Origin of the sequence: Proteus sp. fly-1008, assembly GCF_040140305.1 — a bacterium.
GTDB lineage: Bacteria > Pseudomonadota > Gammaproteobacteria > Enterobacterales > Enterobacteriaceae > Proteus > Proteus vulgaris_B.
Genome location: NZ_JBEEWH010000001.1, coordinates 911985 through 927602, shown reverse-complemented (window position 1 = coordinate 927602; position 15618 = coordinate 911985). Strand labels below are relative to the sequence as shown.

Below are 15618 nucleotides of genomic sequence, written 5' to 3'. Positions count from 1 at the left end.
AAATGGATTATACCCTCACCCGCATAGATCCGAACGGTGAGAATGACCGTTATCCCCTGCAAACACAGGAAATTGTCAGTGACCCATTAGATGCTCACGTTCATCGCAGCGTGTATATGGGAAAACTGGAACATGCGTTGCATGACGTTGTGAACTGGGGACGGAAAAACTCTTTATGGCCATATAACTTTGGTCTTTCTTGTTGTTACGTTGAAATGGTGACGTCATTTACAGCAGTACATGACGTGGCTCGTTTTGGTTCCGAAGTCTTACGTGCATCCCCTCGTCAAGCAGACTTTATGGTGGTTGCAGGTACGTGCTTTACGAAAATGGCACCTGTTATTCAGCGTTTATATGATCAGATGTTAGAACCTAAATGGGTTATCTCTATGGGTGCATGTGCTAACTCTGGTGGTATGTATGACATCTATTCCGTAGTGCAAGGTGTGGATAAGTTCATTCCAGTTGATGTGTATATTCCTGGATGTCCGCCACGCCCTGAAGCTTATATGCAAGCATTAATGTTATTACAAGAGTCCATTGGTAAAGAACGTCGCCCATTATCGTGGGTTGTCGGCGACCAAGGTGTTTACCGTGCCAATATGCAATCAGAACGAGAAAGAAAACACGGTGAGCGTATCGCAGTCAAAAATCTGCGTACTCCTGACGAAATTTAAAGGCTTTTGCCTAAGACGTAACCAGAGCAATGTGTTGCGATCATAGTAACCCTGATCAAAGTTGTGGTGAATAGAAATGACCGATCAGATAGCGCAAAAAAGCGCTCGGCCAGCGTGGGAAACGACCGATCATATTGATGATCAGGTGGTTAATGAACTGCGTCAGAAATTCGGGCCAGATGCGTTTACGTTCCAGCCTACTCGTACTGGCATGCCAGTTGTTTGGGTTAAACGGGAACAACTTATTGAGGTAATGCAATACCTCAAATCTTTACCAAAACCTTATGTCATGCTGTTTGATATGCATGGTTTTGATGAGCGTCTTCGTACGCACCGTCAAGGCTTGCCAGCAGCAGACTTTTCCGTTTTCTATCATCTGATATCAATCGATCGTAATAAAGATATTATGTTGAAAGTCGCATTAAGTGAAAATGATCTTAATGTTCCGACTATCACATCTCTCTTTCCTAACTCGAATTGGTATGAGCGTGAAGTCTGGGATATGTTTGGGATTGTCTTTAATGGGCACCCGAACTTACGCCGTATAATGATGCTTCCTGATTGGGAAGGTCATCCACTGCGTAAAGATTATCCTGCTCGTGCGACAGAGTTCGATCCTTATGTGCTGACAAAGCAGAAACAGGATCTGGAAATGGAATCGCTGACATTTAAACCTGAAGAGTGGGGGATGAAACGCGGTACTGAGAATGAGGACTTTATGTTCTTAAACCTCGGCCCTAATCATCCATCTTCTCACGGTGCATTCCGTATTATTCTTCAGCTTGATGGCGAGGAAATCGTCGACTGTGTACCCGATGTGGGTTATCACCACCGTGGTGCTGAAAAAATGGGTGAGCGCCAATCTTGGCACAGCTATATCCCATATACAGATCGAATCGAATACCTTGGCGGATGCGTTAACGAAATGCCTTATGTACTTGCAGTCGAAAAACTTGCGGGTATCGAAGTGCCTGAACGTGTTAAAGTCATTCGTGTCATGCTGTCTGAGCTATTTCGTATTAATAGCCACTTACTGTATATCAGTACCTTTATCCAAGACGTTGGTGCAATGACACCAGTGTTCTTCGCCTTTACTGATCGTCAAAAAGTCTACAACATTGTTGAAGCGATTACGGGATTCCGTATGCACCCCGCATGGTTCCGTATTGGCGGTGTTGCTCATGACTTGCCTCGCGGTTGGGAACGTTTATTACGTGAATTCTTAGATTGGATGCCAAAACGTCTAGATTCTTACGTAAAAGCAGCGTTGCAAAACAGTATTTTGAAAGGTCGTACTATCGGTGTTGCCTCATATAACTCGAAAGAAGCGTTAGAGTGGGGTGTCACAGGTGCGGGTCTTCGTGCAACAGGCGTTGAGTTTGACGTGCGTAAATGGCGTCCATATTCAGGTTATGAAAACTTTGAATTTGAAATTCCGGTCGCAAGTAATGGTGACTGTTACGATCGCGTAATGCTGAAAGTAGAAGAGTTACGCCAGAGTTTACGCATTTTGGAACAGTGCTATAAAAATATGCCAGAAGGGCCATTTAAAGCAGACCATCCACTGACAACGCCTCCACCAAAAGAGCGCACATTACAGCATATCGAAACTATGATTAACCATTTCTTACAGGTTTCATGGGGCCCGGTTATGCCTGCTAATGAATCATTCCAGATGGTTGAAGCCACTAAAGGGATCAACAGCTATTACTTAACCAGTGATGGCAGCACAATGAGCTACCGTACACGTATTCGTACGCCTAGTTTTGCTCACCTGCAACAAATCCCAGCGGTTATCCGCGGTAGCTTGGTTTCTGACTTGATTGTGTATCTGGGAAGTATTGATTTTGTAATGTCGGATGTGGATCGTTAATCATGCAAAATGAATTAAACCAAAAAGATGACGCGGTGCAGATTGAAATTGTTGATGTCACACATTCAAAGAAAGCGACGTTTGTATTAACTGAAGAAGAACGCGCTGAAATTGAACAAGAAAAACATCACTACGAAGATCCGCGAGCTGCATCTATAGAAGCACTGAAAATTGTGCAAAAGAACCGTGGATGGGTGGAAGACGGCGCGATCTATGCGATTGCGGATGTGCTTGGGATACCAGCTAGCGATGTTGAAGGCGTTGCTACGTTTTATAGCCAAATTTTCCGTCAACCCGTTGGTCGTCACATTATTCGTTTTTGTGACAGCGTGGTTTGTCATATTACAGGTTATCAAGGCATTCAAGCAGCAATTGAAAAGCATCTTAATATCATCCCTGGTCAAACAACACCAGATGGTCGCTTTACATTACTGCCAACCTGCTGTTTAGGTAATTGTGATAAAGGTCCTACCATGATGGTAGATGACGATACTCACAGCTTTGTTAAACCTGAAGAGATTGAAACGTTACTGGAGCAGTATCCATGACAGCAATTTCAGGAGCAAAACCGATTATCCGTAGCGCAGAAACGCACCCGCTAACGTGGCGCTTACGTGATGATCGTCAGCCTGTATGGCTGGATGAATACCGTGCTAAAAACGGTTATAAAGCGGCAGAAAAAGCATTAAAAGGCATGTCACCGACTGAAGTCACAACGGAAGTCAAAGATGCTGGCCTAAAAGGTCGTGGTGGTGCTGGATTCTCAACGGGCTTGAAATGGAGCCTGATGCCAAAAGATGAAAGCATGAATATCCGTTACATCCTTTGTAATGCAGATGAAATGGAGCCGGGAACATATAAAGACCGTCTCTTAATGGAAGAGCTTCCACATCTGTTAATTGAAGGGATGATTATCGGTGCTCACGCACTAAAAGCTTATCGTGGTTATATTTTCCTTCGTGGCGAATATATTGAAGCGGCTAAGCATTTACGCCATGCGATTGAGGAAGCAAAAGCAGCAGGTTTCCTTGGTAAAAATATCTTCGGTTCAGGGGTTGATTTTGAGCTGTTTGTTCATACAGGTGCTGGTCGTTACATCTGTGGTGAAGAAACGGCATTAATCAACTCTTTAGAAGGGCGTCGTGCTAACCCGCGTTCTAAACCGCCATTTCCTGCAACATCAGGTGCATGGGGTAAACCAACTTGTGTCAATAACGTTGAAACACTGTGTAACGTGCCCGCGATTATTGAGCATGGTAAAGATTGGTATATCGGCTTAAGTGAAGGCAAAAGCCCAGATGCGGGTACTAAATTAATGGGATTCTCTGGTCGCGTGAAGTATCCGGGCTTATGGGAATTACCATTTGGTACGACAGCGCGTGAGATCCTTGAAGATTACGCAGGTGGAATGCGTGATGGCCTCAAATTGAAAGCGTGGCAACCAGGTGGTGCTGGCACTGACTTTCTCACTGAAGATCACCTCGATCTCCCAATGGATTTTGGCACGATTGCAAAAGCAGGTAGCCGTTTAGGCACAGCGCTTGCAATGGCAGTAGATAATGAAATTAATATGGTTTCATTAACTCGCAACTTAGAAGAATTCTTTGCGCGTGAATCTTGTGGCTGGTGTACACCTTGTCGTGATGGCCTGCCATGGAGTGTCGAAATCTTACGTGCGATAGAAAATGGTAAAGGTCGTCCTGGTGATATCGAAACTCTTGAGCATTTATGTCGTTCTTTAAGTCCAGGACACACATTCTGTGCTCACGCACCGGGTGCTGTAGAACCTTTACAAAGCGCCATTAAATATTTCCGTGAAGAATTTGAAGCTGGCATTATTCAAGAAGATTATACCAATGCCAACTTAATCAGAGGTATTCAGCCTAACTTGCTGAAAAGCCGCTGGTAATTTTTCACGATACATTCTAGGTTTAACGCCTGCTGCGCAGGCCTTTGGGAAGCATGCTGACTATGGCTACGATTCATGTAGACGGCAAAGAATATGAAGTTAACGGGGCTGATAACCTGTTAGAAGCCTGTCTTAATTTAGGCTTAGATATTCCTTATTTTTGCTGGCACCCAGCGCTGGGAAGCGTTGGCGCTTGCCGCCAGTGTGCGGTTAAGCAGTATCAAAATGCTGAGGATACCCGCGGTCGTTTAGTGATGTCTTGTATGACGCCAGCGACTGATGGCACGTTTATTTCTATTGATGACGAAGAAGCGAAGAAATTCCGCGAAAGCGTTGTTGAATGGTATATGACAAACCATCCTCATGACTGTCCAGTTTGTGAAGAAGGGGGTAACTGCCACCTTCAAGATATGACGGTAATGACAGGTCATACTATGCGTCGCTATCGCTTTACGAAGCGTACACATAGAAATCAAGATCTGGGACCGTTTATTTCTCATGAAATGAACCGTTGTATTGCTTGTTACCGCTGTGTTCGTTACTACAAAGACTATGCTGATGGCACTGATTTAGGTGTTTTTGGTGCACATAACAACGTTTTCTTTGGACGTGTTGAAGATGGCACGTTAGAGAGCGAATTCTCGGGTAACTTGGTAGAAATTTGTCCGACAGGTGTATTTACTGATAAAACTCACTCATCACGTTATAACCGTAAGTGGGATATGCAGTTTGCACCAAGTATTTGCCAAGGTTGTAGCATGGGTTGTAACACAAGCCCGGGTGAACGCTATGGTGAATTACGTCGTATTGAAAACCGTTATAACGGAACTGTAAACCGCTATTTCCTCTGTGACCGTGGTCGTTTTGGCTATGGTTATGTGAACTTAGCAAGCAGACCTCGCCAACCTAAAAAACGTTTAGGTAGTAACTGGTTAGAGATCAGTGCGGTTCAAGCAACTCAAGCCGCTGCGGATATGCTGAAGAAAAGCCAGCGTATCGTTGGTATTGGCTCACCGCGTGCAAGTATCGAAAGTAACTTTGCATTACGTGAAGTTGTTGGTGTTGAAAACTTCTATAGCGGTATTTCTACATCAGAGCAGAAACGTTTGACATTAATGCTAGAGATTTTACAAAAAGGTGGCGTTTATACTCCATCTCTACGTGAAATTGAAGATTACGATGCGGTTTTAGTGTTAGGTGAAGATTTAACGCAAACCGGTGCTCGTATGGCATTGTCTGTACGCCAAGCAGTGAAAGGCAAAGCGCGTGAAATGGCAGCTGCTCAAAAAGTCGCTGACTGGCAAATTGCTGCGATTATGAATATTGGGCAACGTGCGAAATATCCTCTGTTTGTAACTCATGTTGATGAAACTCGCCTTGATGATGTTGCTGCGTGGAGTTATCGCGCGCCTGTTGTTGATCAAGCACGCTTAGGTTTTGCGATTGCCAATAATATTAACGGTGAAGCACCTGCGGTTGATGGTATCGATGATGCGCTGAATAAACATATCGAGATGGTTGTTCAAGCACTTTCTCAAGCAAAAAAACCATTAATTATCAGTGGTAGTCATGCCGGTAGTGAAGACGTTATTAAAGCTGCTGCCAACATTGCGTTTGCATTAAAAGCAAAAGGCAATGAAGTGGGGCTTTCTTTCGTTGCTGATGATGCAAACAGCATGGGTCTTGCCATGATGAATGCGCAACCTCTTGATGATGCGTTAAAAATCATGCGCAGTGGTCAAGCTGACACCGTTGTTGTTATGGAAAACGATTTATATCGCCATTTTGACGCCGATATGATTGATGATGCGATTGCGAAAGTTGATAACTTAATTGTTATTGACCACCAGCAAACAGACATTATGGCGAAGGCACATTTGGTTCTCCCTGCTTCTTCGTTTGCTGAAAGCGACGGCACCATGGTTAGCCAAGAGGGTAGAGCACAACGTTATTTCCAAGTATTCGAACCTTCTTTCTATAACAAAGAAGTCGTGATGCATGAAAGCTGGCGTTGGTTAAGTGCGGTTGATTCACAATGGCATGAAAGAACACTGGATTGGACACAGTTAGACAATGTGATTGAGCATTGTGCGACACGCCTTCCTCAGTTTGCAGGCATTGTTGATGCAGCTCCGAATGCGTCATTCCGTATTCGTGGTCAAAAACTGGCGCGTGAACCACATCGTTACAGTGGTCGTACTTCCATGTTAGCGAATGTGTCTGTTCATGAACAGCGTCAACCAAAAGATATCGACACCCCATTTGCGTTCTCAATGGAAGGTAATAACAGCCCAACAGCACCTCGTCAGCAAATTCCATTTGCATGGGCGCCGGGTTGGAACTCACCTCAAGCATGGAATAAATTCCAAGCAGAAGTGGGTGGCAGCTTACGCTTTGGTGATCCGGGTGTGCGTCTAATTGAATGTGGTGATAGTACTCTTGGCTACTTCACGGATATTCCTGCGCCATTTAATGCACAGAAAAATCAATGGACTGTTGCACCTTGCTACCGTTTATTTGGTAGTGAAGAATTATCACAACGTGCAGAAGTTATCCAATCTCGTATGGAAACGGCTTATTTAACATTGAGCGAATCTGATGCACAAGCATTAGCGTTAACTCAAGGTCAGCAAGCCATGTTTACTTACGAAGGTCGTGAATTCACCTTACCTGTGAAAATCAGTGCTCACCTGACTCAAGGTCAAATTGGCTTGCCGTTAGGTATGGCAGGTATTTCTCCATCGCTGGTGGGTGTATCGGTTCGTCAACTGCGGGGTATTGCATAATGAGCTGGTTATCTCCTGAAGTTACAGAGATTTTACTCACCGTTCTAAAAGCCGTGGTGATCTTGCTTGTCGTGGTCACCTGTGGTGCTTTTATGAGTATGGGGGAACGCCGTTTACTGGGATTATTCCAAAATCGTTATGGGCCTAATCGTGTAGGTTATGCAGGTTCAGCACAGCTAATTGCGGATATGATCAAAATGTTCTTTAAAGAGGACTGGATCCCAAAATTTGCTGACCGCTTTATCTTCACCATAGCACCAGTAATTGCGTTTTCATCTTTATTGCTGTCATTTGCCATTGTACCTGTTAGCTCAACATGGGTTGTTGCTGACTTAAACATCGGTATTTTATTCTTCTTGATGGTTGCGGGTATCGCGGTTTATGCCGTGTTATTTGCAGGTTGGTCAAGTAACAATAAATATTCATTGTTAGGTGCAATGCGTGCATCAGCACAAACCGTAAGTTATGAGGTGTTTTTAGGACTCTCAATCTTAGGGGTTGTTGCTCAAGCAGGCTCTTTTAACTTGACAGATATTGTGAATTCACAAGCGAATATGTGGAATGTTATCCCACAATTCTTCGGCTTTATTACGTTTGCGATTGCCGGTGTTGCTGTTTGTCACCGTCATCCATTTGACCAACCAGAAGCAGAGCAAGAACTTGCTGATGGTTATCACATTGAATATTCCGGTATGAAATTCGGTCTGTTCTTTGTTGGTGAATATATCGGGATCGTTGCGGTATCAGGTCTTATCGTGACGTTATTCTTTGGTGGTTGGCAAGGTCCTTTCTTACCGTCATTCATTTGGTTTGCACTGAAAACAGGATTCTTCATGATGATGTTCATCCTTATTCGTGCTTCGTTACCGCGCCCGCGTTACGACCAAGTGATGTCTTTTGGTTGGAAAATTTGCTTACCGTTAACTCTTATCAATCTGCTGGTAACTGCTGCAGTGATACTTTACAACGCTCAATAAGGGGTGATTGAACCATGACTTTAAAAGAGTTATTGACTGGTTTCGGCACCCAGGTACGAAGCATTTGGATGATTGGCTTACACGCCTTCGCCAAACGTGAAACACAGATGTACCCGGAAGAACCTGTCAATGTTGCACCACGTTACCGTGGACGTATTGTATTGACGCGTGATCCCGATGGTGAAGAGCGCTGTGTTGCTTGTAACTTGTGTGCAGCAGTTTGTCCAGTTGGCTGTATTTCATTACAGAAAGCAGAACATGAAGATGGCCGTTGGTATCCGGAATTTTTCCGTATCAACTTTTCTCGCTGTATTTTCTGCGGTTTATGTGAAGAAGCTTGCCCAACAACGGCGTTGCAATTGACGCCTGATTTTGAAATGGGCGAGTTTAAGCGTCAGGATCTGGTTTATGAAAAAGACGATCTGTTGATTTCTGGACCCGGCAAATATCCTGAATATAACTTTTACCGTAAAACAGGTATGGCGATTAACGGCAAAGATAAAGGTGAAGCTGATGATGAAGCTAAACCTATCGATGTCAAAAGCCTGTTACCGTAAGGAGCGATATTCATGGAATTTGCATTTTACATCGCGGGACTGATTGCCATCCTTGCAACATTGAGAGTTATCACTCATACCAATCCAGTACACGCATTGTTGTACTTAGTGATTTCATTGATTGCACTCTCTGTGGTTTTCTTCTCGCTGGGCGCCTATTTTGCAGGTGCATTAGAAATCATCGTTTACGCTGGCGCCATTATGGTGTTGTTCGTTTTCGTGGTGATGATGCTCAACCTAGGTAAATCCGTCGTTGATCAAGAAAGAAAGTGGCTGCAACCGAAGTTTTGGATTGGGCCAGCACTTTTATCTCTGATGCTATTAGTCGTGCTTATTTATGCAATTAGTAGTGTCACTCACGGTGAAATTACTGGAGAAATAATTGGCGCGAAAGAGGTCGGTATTAGCTTATTTGGGCCTTATATTCTGGCTGTTGAGTTAGCATCTGTTCTCTTATTGTCAGGGTTAATAGTTGCATATCACATTGGTCGTGATCAGAGCCATGATGATCTCGTCGAAAACGACATCGTTGAAAACGAAAATGCAGGGGAGCAAAAATGATACCTCTTCAACATGGTTTGATCTTGGCTGCGGTACTGTTTGTGTTAGGTTTTACCTGCTTAGTACTTCGCCGCAACCTGTTGTTTATGTTGATCGGACTAGAAATTATGATTAATGCGGCTGCACTGGCATTTGTTGTCGGTGGTAGCTTTTGGGGTCAAACAGATGGTCAGATAATGTATATTCTGGCTATCAGCTTGGCGGCGGCAGAGGCAAGTATTGGTCTGGCATTGTTGTTACAGCTTCATAGACATCGCCAAAACATCAATATTGATACAGTCAGTGAGATGCGCGGATGAATATACTCTATTTAACCATTCTGCTACCACTGCTGGGATTTTTACTGCTCGCTTTCTCACGTGGTCGTTGGTCTGAAAACGTATCAGCATGGATTGGTACAGGTTCGGTTGGTTTATCGGCTTTAGTTGCACTTTGGGCTGGTATGGATTTCTTTGCCAATGGGCAAGAAACTTATGTTCTGACTTTATGGAATTGGATGTCAGCAGGGAATTTTAATATTCCGTTCACTCTGGTTCTTGACGGTCTTTCATTAACCATGCTGGGTGTTATTACGGGTGTTGGCTTCCTTATTCATATGTATGCATCGTGGTATATGCGTGGCGAAGAAGGGTATTCTCGCTTCTTTGCTTATACCAACTTATTTATCGCAAGTATGGTTGTTTTAGTACTGGCTGATAACATGATGCTGATGTATATGGGTTGGGAAGGGGTTGGTCTATGTAGTTACCTGTTAATTGGTTTCTATTATAGCAATCCAGCTAATGGCGCAGCAGCGATGAAAGCGTTTATTGTAACGCGTATCGGTGATGTGTTCTTAGCTATCGGTATGTTTATCCTGTTTGACCAATTAGGCACATTGAGCTTCCGTGAAATGGCAGTGCTTGCTCCTGAGCAATTAGCAGTAGGTTCAAGTGTCATTAACTGGGCAATGTTAATGGTATTAGGCGGTGCCGTAGGTAAATCTGCACAGCTTCCATTACAAACTTGGCTAGCCGATGCAATGGCAGGTCCAACACCGGTATCTGCATTAATTCACGCCGCAACCATGGTTACAGCGGGTGTGTACTTAGTGGCACGTAGCAATGCGCTATTCTTAATGGCACCAGAAGTACTGGAATTAGTCGGCATTATCGGTGCAGTTACATTAGTGCTAGCGGGTTTTGCAGCTTTAGTACAAACAGACATCAAACGTATTCTTGCTTATTCAACCATGAGCCAAATTGGTTATATGTTCTTGGCTTTAGGCGCTCAAGCATGGGATGCGGCAATTTTTCACTTAATGACTCACGCTTTCTTTAAAGCATTACTGTTCTTATCCGCAGGTTCGGTAATTGTAGCCTGCCACCACGAACAGAATATCTTTAAGATGGGCGGGTTACGTAAGAAGATCCCGTTTGTTTATGCTTGTTTCTTAATTGGTGGTGGCGCATTAGCAGCATTACCACTGTTAACAGCAGGGTTCTTCAGTAAAGATGAAATCTTATGGGGTGCGTACTCAAACGGGCATTTTAATTTAATGCTAGCAGGGTTAATTGGTGCGTTATTTACGTCACTTTATACCTTCCGTTTGATTTTCATCGTATTCCATGGTGAAACCAAAACCGAAGCACACCAAGTTAAAGGTTTTACACATACTTTCCCATTAGCGGTATTAGCACTGTTATCAACGTTTATCGGTGCATTAATTACTCAACCGTTAGGTGCTGTTTTCCCTGAAGTAAATGCATCTCATGATGGTAAGTATGTGTTAGAAATACTTTCTGGTGTGGTAGCGATTGTAGGCGTTGCCATTGCAGCATGGTTATACCTGAAACAGCGTCAATGCGTTTCTAAGGTTGCCAATACTCGTACCGGTCGTTTCTTCTCAACATGGTGGTTCCATGCTTGGGGATTCGATGCACTGTATGAAGTGCTGTTTGTCAAACCTTATAAAGGGGCGGCGTGGCTTATCCAAAATGATCCTGTGAACCAATTCTTTAATTTATTTGGTTGCTTGCTTAAAGGCACCAATAAAGGACTAAGTTTCAGTGAAAATGGATTAGCACGTTGGTATGCGGCTTCTCTCGGTTTAGGTGCAGTGCTGGTTATCGCTCTGCTGCTTCTGGTTTAATTAAGGGACACATTGCGCCATGTTATTACCCTGGCTAATACTTATTCCCTTCATCGGTGGCCTGCTAAGTTGGCAGGCTGAACGAATCGGCTCGCAAGTTCCTCGCTGGGTTGCGTTGCTGACGATGGGATTAACACTCGTTATTTCTGTGCAACTATGGTTGCAAGGCGATTATCAACTACTCAGTGCTGATGGAGCGCCACGCTGGACAGAGTATTACTTTGTGCCGTGGATACCTGCATTAGGGATAAACATCCAGTTCGCACTTGATGGTATGTCATTGCTGATGGCTGTTTTAACCGCAATTTTAGGTATTTTAGCGGTACTCTCTTCGTGGAGTGAAAACCAACCATCACAAGGTGCTTTCCATTTTAACCTGCTGTGGATCTTAGCAGGTGTAATGGGAGTATTTTTAGCAACAGACTTGTTCTTATTCTTCTTCTTTTGGGAAATGATGTTGATCCCAATGTATTTCCTGATTTCTTTATGGGGACACAAAGGAAGTAGTGATAAAGCACACGTCAGTGCAGCAACGAAATTCTTTATCTATACGCAGGCAAGTGGCCTGTTAATGTTGCTGGCTATTATCGGTTTAGCGGTTGCTTTCTACCGTGAAACAGGTATTTGGACGTTTAGCTATGACACCTTATTACAAGCACACACCGTATTAAGTACTGAGCTACAATTTATCCTGATGTTAGGTTTCTTCGCTGCATTTGCGGTGAAAATGCCAATCGTTCCTGTTCATGGCTGGTTAGCCGATGCGCACGCAGAAGCACCAACAGCGGGTTCTGTTGACTTATCCGGTATTTTGTTAAAAACAGCAGCTTACGGTTTATTGCGTTTTAACTTACCACTATTTCCAGAAGCATCAGCATTGCTTGCTCCTGTGGCAATGTGGTTAGGTTTAATTACCGTATTTTATGCAGCACTACTGGCATTTCGTCAGACAGATATTAAACGTCTTGCGGCTTACAGTAGTATTTCTCACATGGGCTTTATCGTGATTGCGATTTATGCTGGCTCTGTATTGGCTTACCAAGGTGCTATCATTCAGATGATCACTAACGGCTTGTCAGCTGCAGGTCTATTTATCATGTGTGGCATGCTATATGAACGCTTAGGTACACGTGATATGAATCAAATGGGTGGATTGTGGAAAAGCATCCGTTTCTTACCAGCGTTTTCGCTGTTCTTTGCGGTCGCCTCTTTAGGTATGCCAGGAACAGGTAACTTCGTCGGTGAGTTTATGATCCTGTTTGGTACTTATGGCAACTTTAAGCTGATCACGATTATTTCGGTCTTTGGTTTAGTCTTTGCATCTGTTTACGCACTATGGATGATGCAACAGGCTTACTACGGTTCACCGAAAACAGCTGAAAGAACCTATAAAGGGTTGGATCTGAGAGAATTCTTTATCCTGATCACCTTGGTGGTTTTACTGGTTATTCTGGGCTTCTTCCCACAACCAGTATTAGACACTTCGGCATCAGCGATGGAAAATCTCCAGACTTGGTATTCCGCTTCTATTTCAACAGTAAGGCCGTAATTCGCCATGACAATAACTCCTGAACAATTGATCGCAATGCTACCGCTATTAATCGTCGGATTGACGGTGGTGGTTGTGATGCTGTCCATTGCGTGGCGACGCGATCATTTCACCATTGCCACTTTGACAGCAACGGGTTTCATTATTGCGTTGGGATCACTCTATTACGTTAATGCATTAGGCGTCGTTGACGTGACCACGCTTTACCATGTTGATGGATACTCTAGCTTCTTTACTGCGCTAGTTATTCTTTCTGGTATTGGTACTATCGCTTTTGCTTATCCTTGGTTAGAAGGCTATCAAGATAACAAAGAAGAGTTTTACTTGCTGATTTCGATTGCAGTAGTGGGGGGAATTTTACTCTCATCTGCTCATCATTTCGCATCGATGTTTATTGGTATTGAATTGCTGACATTGCCACTGTTTGGTCTTATCGGTTATGCATTCCAACAACGTCCATCACTGGAAGCGGGCATTAAATACATGTTGCTTTCAGCAGCTGCGTCTTCTTTTTTACTGTTTGGTATGGCACTTCTCTATGCAGAAGCAGGAAACCTTTCCTTTACTGCCATGGGACAAAGTTTAAGTGATAGCAATATCCATAAACCATTAGTGCTTGCAGGTTTAGGCATGATGCTGGTGGGAATTGGATTTAAATTATCTTTATTCCCATTCCAATTATGGACACCAGATGTTTACCAAGGTGCACCGGCACCAACAGGGGCATTCTTAGCCACAGCAAGTAAGATTGGTATTTTTGCGGTTGTGATGCGTTTATTCCTTGAAGCGCCTGCGGCAGATAGTGAAACTTTACGGATGATCTTAGGTTTCATGGCAATTGCCTCTATCCTGTTTGGTAACATTATGGCGTTAACGCAAAAAAGCGTGAAGCGCTTACTGGGTTACTCGTCGGTATCACATCTTGGTTATCTACTAGTAGCATTAATTGTATTGCAATACAGTCCTGTGCTGGCGCAAGAAACGGCTGAAATCTATTTAGCGGGTTACTTATTTGCAAGCTTAGGTGCATTTGGTGCAATCGCGGTAGCTTCAAGTCCTTATCGCGAAAGCGAAATGGATTCACTAGAGGATTACCGTGGATTATTCTGGCGCCGCCCTGTTGTTGCTGTGGTTATGTCTCTGATGATGTTATCACTGGCTGGTGTGCCAATTACCTTAGGGTTCATTGGTAAACTATATGTGATTATTGCAGGTATTAACTCAAGCTTATGGTGGTTAACCGGTATGGTCGTGTTAGGTAGTGCAATTGGTTTATTCTACTACCTACGCGCTGCTGCAATTGTCTTCTTACGTAAACCAGATAATGACAATACGCCTGCTATTGCAACAACATCACAAAATATGGCGACATTTGTTGCATTAATTTGTGCGATTGTTGTGATTGCATTAGGTGTATGGCCACAACCATTAATTGAATTGACGAATTTTGCGATTATTGCACCTGTAGCAAACTAATTGATAAAAAGCGTCTTCAAATATTAAAACGGCTCTTGTGATAGAGCCGTTTTTTTATCGATATATTTATTTATCATTCATTATTTTTTTATTATCACCATAGTATAAGGAGAAGTTATCTAAAAATAAGAATAGAGGAATGATAAAGTGTTCAGTTAATGAAATATTTTCTTTTAATTCGATGAGTTGCTGTTGAATAACAAGCCAGTACTCGTTTAATAAAAGCATTTGATTAATGAATATTTTTAAAAAATGATCAATATCTGTTAAAGCGTAGTAATGTTTTAATTCAAAGAGGATATTTTGTTTCTTATTTTTTAACCTACTAATCTCCTTAATTTGCTTTAGATAAAGATCGGTTAATTGATGACGAGCATCAACAATATTTGTATAAGAAAAACCACTATCCAAAATAGAGAATAATTTTGAGAGTATATTAATTAATGTGTTTAGTATGTTTTTATCATTGACTTCAATATCGAGATTTTCAATGATCTCTTTAGAGGGGATAGAATTTGTGAAAAGATAGAGAAAACCTTTCTCATGTAAAATAATTTCGCTTTTTTGTATAATATCGAGTTCTTTCTTGGTTTCACTACAAATGTTATCTAAACTAATAAGCTCTTGTGTAAGTGAGTTAATTAATCTTTCTTTCTCTTTGATAGATGGCATGAGTTCATCAAGAATAAATTGTGTATTTAAATAGTCAATTTCTGAAGAGATAAATACACAGTGTTCAATAATAATACTAACCGTTTCATCAACTTCATTAGAATAGATATTTAATATACTTTTTTTTTCTTCTTCCAGTCTTATTTTTAGCTCAAGACTGATTTTGTTGCTATCAATTTCATTGTTAATTTCGTTAATCGTTCTAAATGTTTCATTGAGTAATTTCTGTCTCAATCTGCTTTTTAATAATAGTGAAAAATAAATGATTTTTTCAATGTTTTTATTATTTCTTTCTAAGAAAAGTGTAATATTCCTATTCATTTTATCTTCTGTGTAACACTTGTTATTGCCCAAATAAAGGATGTTACGATAAGCATAAAATAATTTATTGTGTTCAAAGGGCGAATCTAATACTAAAGAGTTATCATTATTTTTCATAACAATTCCTTT

General features: G+C 42.3%; 13 protein-coding genes. 12 read left to right on the top strand and 1 reads right to left on the bottom strand.

Features of this window, described 5'->3' with window-relative positions:
• Positions 1-2 precede the first annotated feature (2 nt).
• From ABN256_RS04305 to nuoN, 12 genes are all read left to right on the top strand, one after another.
• Positions 3-677: a NuoB/complex I 20 kDa subunit family protein gene (locus ABN256_RS04305; protein ID WP_072068608.1), complete on the top strand. Its 675-nt coding sequence runs from the start codon at positions 3-5 to the stop codon at positions 675-677.
• Positions 678-753: 76 nt separating this feature from the next.
• Entirely contained in the window at positions 754-2550 is a 1797-nt protein-coding gene (nuoC, locus tag ABN256_RS04300) for an NADH-quinone oxidoreductase subunit C/D (RefSeq protein WP_072068607.1), read from the top strand.
• Between the two features lie 2 nt (positions 2551-2552).
• Entirely contained in the window at positions 2553-3098 is a 546-nt protein-coding gene (gene nuoE, locus ABN256_RS04295; RefSeq protein ID WP_006533305.1) for an NADH-quinone oxidoreductase subunit NuoE, read from the top strand.
• Positions 3095-4459, top strand: coding sequence for an NADH-quinone oxidoreductase subunit NuoF (gene nuoF / locus ABN256_RS04290; protein ID WP_072068606.1), 1365 nt, complete (start codon positions 3095-3097; stop codon positions 4457-4459). Before nuoE ends, nuoF begins: the two co-directional genes overlap by 4 nt.
• Before the next feature lie 53 nt (positions 4460-4512).
• On the top strand, positions 4513-7245 hold the full coding sequence (nuoG, locus tag ABN256_RS04285; protein WP_196553763.1) for an NADH-quinone oxidoreductase subunit NuoG: 2733 nt from the start codon (positions 4513-4515) through the stop codon (positions 7243-7245).
• Positions 7245-8222, top strand: a complete 978-nt coding sequence (gene nuoH, locus ABN256_RS04280) for an NADH-quinone oxidoreductase subunit NuoH (protein ID WP_006533300.1) — start codon at positions 7245-7247, stop codon at positions 8220-8222. Before nuoG ends, nuoH begins: the two co-directional genes overlap by 1 nt.
• A 14-nt stretch (positions 8223-8236) precedes the next feature.
• Positions 8237-8779: an NADH-quinone oxidoreductase subunit NuoI gene (gene nuoI / locus ABN256_RS04275; RefSeq protein ID WP_036935576.1), complete on the top strand. Its 543-nt coding sequence runs from the start codon at positions 8237-8239 to the stop codon at positions 8777-8779.
• A gap of 12 nt (positions 8780-8791) precedes the next feature.
• A complete protein-coding gene (gene nuoJ, locus ABN256_RS04270) occupies positions 8792-9340 on the top strand; it encodes an NADH-quinone oxidoreductase subunit J (RefSeq protein ID WP_072068604.1) in 549 nt (182 codons plus the stop codon).
• Positions 9337-9639 carry an NADH-quinone oxidoreductase subunit NuoK gene (gene nuoK, locus ABN256_RS04265; protein ID WP_023581731.1) on the top strand — a complete coding sequence of 101 codons (303 nt, stop codon included), beginning with the start codon at positions 9337-9339 and terminating at the stop codon, positions 9637-9639. Before nuoJ ends, nuoK begins: the two co-directional genes overlap by 4 nt.
• A complete protein-coding gene (nuoL, locus tag ABN256_RS04260; protein ID WP_196553761.1) occupies positions 9636-11471 on the top strand; it encodes an NADH-quinone oxidoreductase subunit L in 1836 nt (611 codons plus the stop codon). Before nuoK ends, nuoL begins: the two co-directional genes overlap by 4 nt.
• Before the next feature lie 19 nt (positions 11472-11490).
• Positions 11491-13020, top strand: coding sequence for an NADH-quinone oxidoreductase subunit M (gene nuoM, locus ABN256_RS04255; RefSeq protein WP_349439175.1), 1530 nt, complete (start codon positions 11491-11493; stop codon positions 13018-13020).
• 6 nt (positions 13021-13026) lie between these two features.
• Positions 13027-14496: an NADH-quinone oxidoreductase subunit NuoN gene (gene nuoN, locus ABN256_RS04250; RefSeq protein WP_072068601.1), complete on the top strand. Its 1470-nt coding sequence runs from the start codon at positions 13027-13029 to the stop codon at positions 14494-14496.
• 66 nt (positions 14497-14562) lie between these two features.
• On the opposite strand, the gene ABN256_RS04245 is transcribed toward nuoN, so the two are convergent.
• Positions 14563-15606 carry an alpha-xenorhabdolysin family binary toxin subunit B gene (locus ABN256_RS04245; RefSeq protein ID WP_196553759.1) on the bottom strand — a complete coding sequence of 348 codons (1044 nt, stop codon included), beginning with the start codon at positions 15604-15606 and terminating at the stop codon, positions 14563-14565.
• Positions 15607-15618 lie beyond the last annotated feature (12 nt).

Coding starts and splice junctions, on each gene's coding strand:
- ABN256_RS04305 (WP_072068608.1), top strand. CDS start 3: ATGGATTATACCCTCACCCGCATAGATCCGAACGGTGAGAATGACCGT.
- nuoC (WP_072068607.1), top strand. CDS start 754: ATGACCGATCAGATAGCGCAAAAAAGCGCTCGGCCAGCGTGGGAAACG.
- nuoE (WP_006533305.1), top strand. CDS start 2,553: ATGCAAAATGAATTAAACCAAAAAGATGACGCGGTGCAGATTGAAATT.
- nuoF (WP_072068606.1), top strand. CDS start 3,095: ATGACAGCAATTTCAGGAGCAAAACCGATTATCCGTAGCGCAGAAACG.
- nuoG (WP_196553763.1), top strand. CDS start 4,513: ATGCTGACTATGGCTACGATTCATGTAGACGGCAAAGAATATGAAGTT.
- nuoH (WP_006533300.1), top strand. CDS start 7,245: ATGAGCTGGTTATCTCCTGAAGTTACAGAGATTTTACTCACCGTTCTA.
- nuoI (WP_036935576.1), top strand. CDS start 8,237: ATGACTTTAAAAGAGTTATTGACTGGTTTCGGCACCCAGGTACGAAGC.
- nuoJ (WP_072068604.1), top strand. CDS start 8,792: ATGGAATTTGCATTTTACATCGCGGGACTGATTGCCATCCTTGCAACA.
- nuoK (WP_023581731.1), top strand. CDS start 9,337: ATGATACCTCTTCAACATGGTTTGATCTTGGCTGCGGTACTGTTTGTG.
- nuoL (WP_196553761.1), top strand. CDS start 9,636: ATGAATATACTCTATTTAACCATTCTGCTACCACTGCTGGGATTTTTA.
- nuoM (WP_349439175.1), top strand. CDS start 11,491: ATGTTATTACCCTGGCTAATACTTATTCCCTTCATCGGTGGCCTGCTA.
- nuoN (WP_072068601.1), top strand. CDS start 13,027: ATGACAATAACTCCTGAACAATTGATCGCAATGCTACCGCTATTAATC.
- ABN256_RS04245 (WP_196553759.1), bottom strand. CDS start 15,606: ATGAAAAATAATGATAACTCTTTAGTATTAGATTCGCCCTTTGAACAC.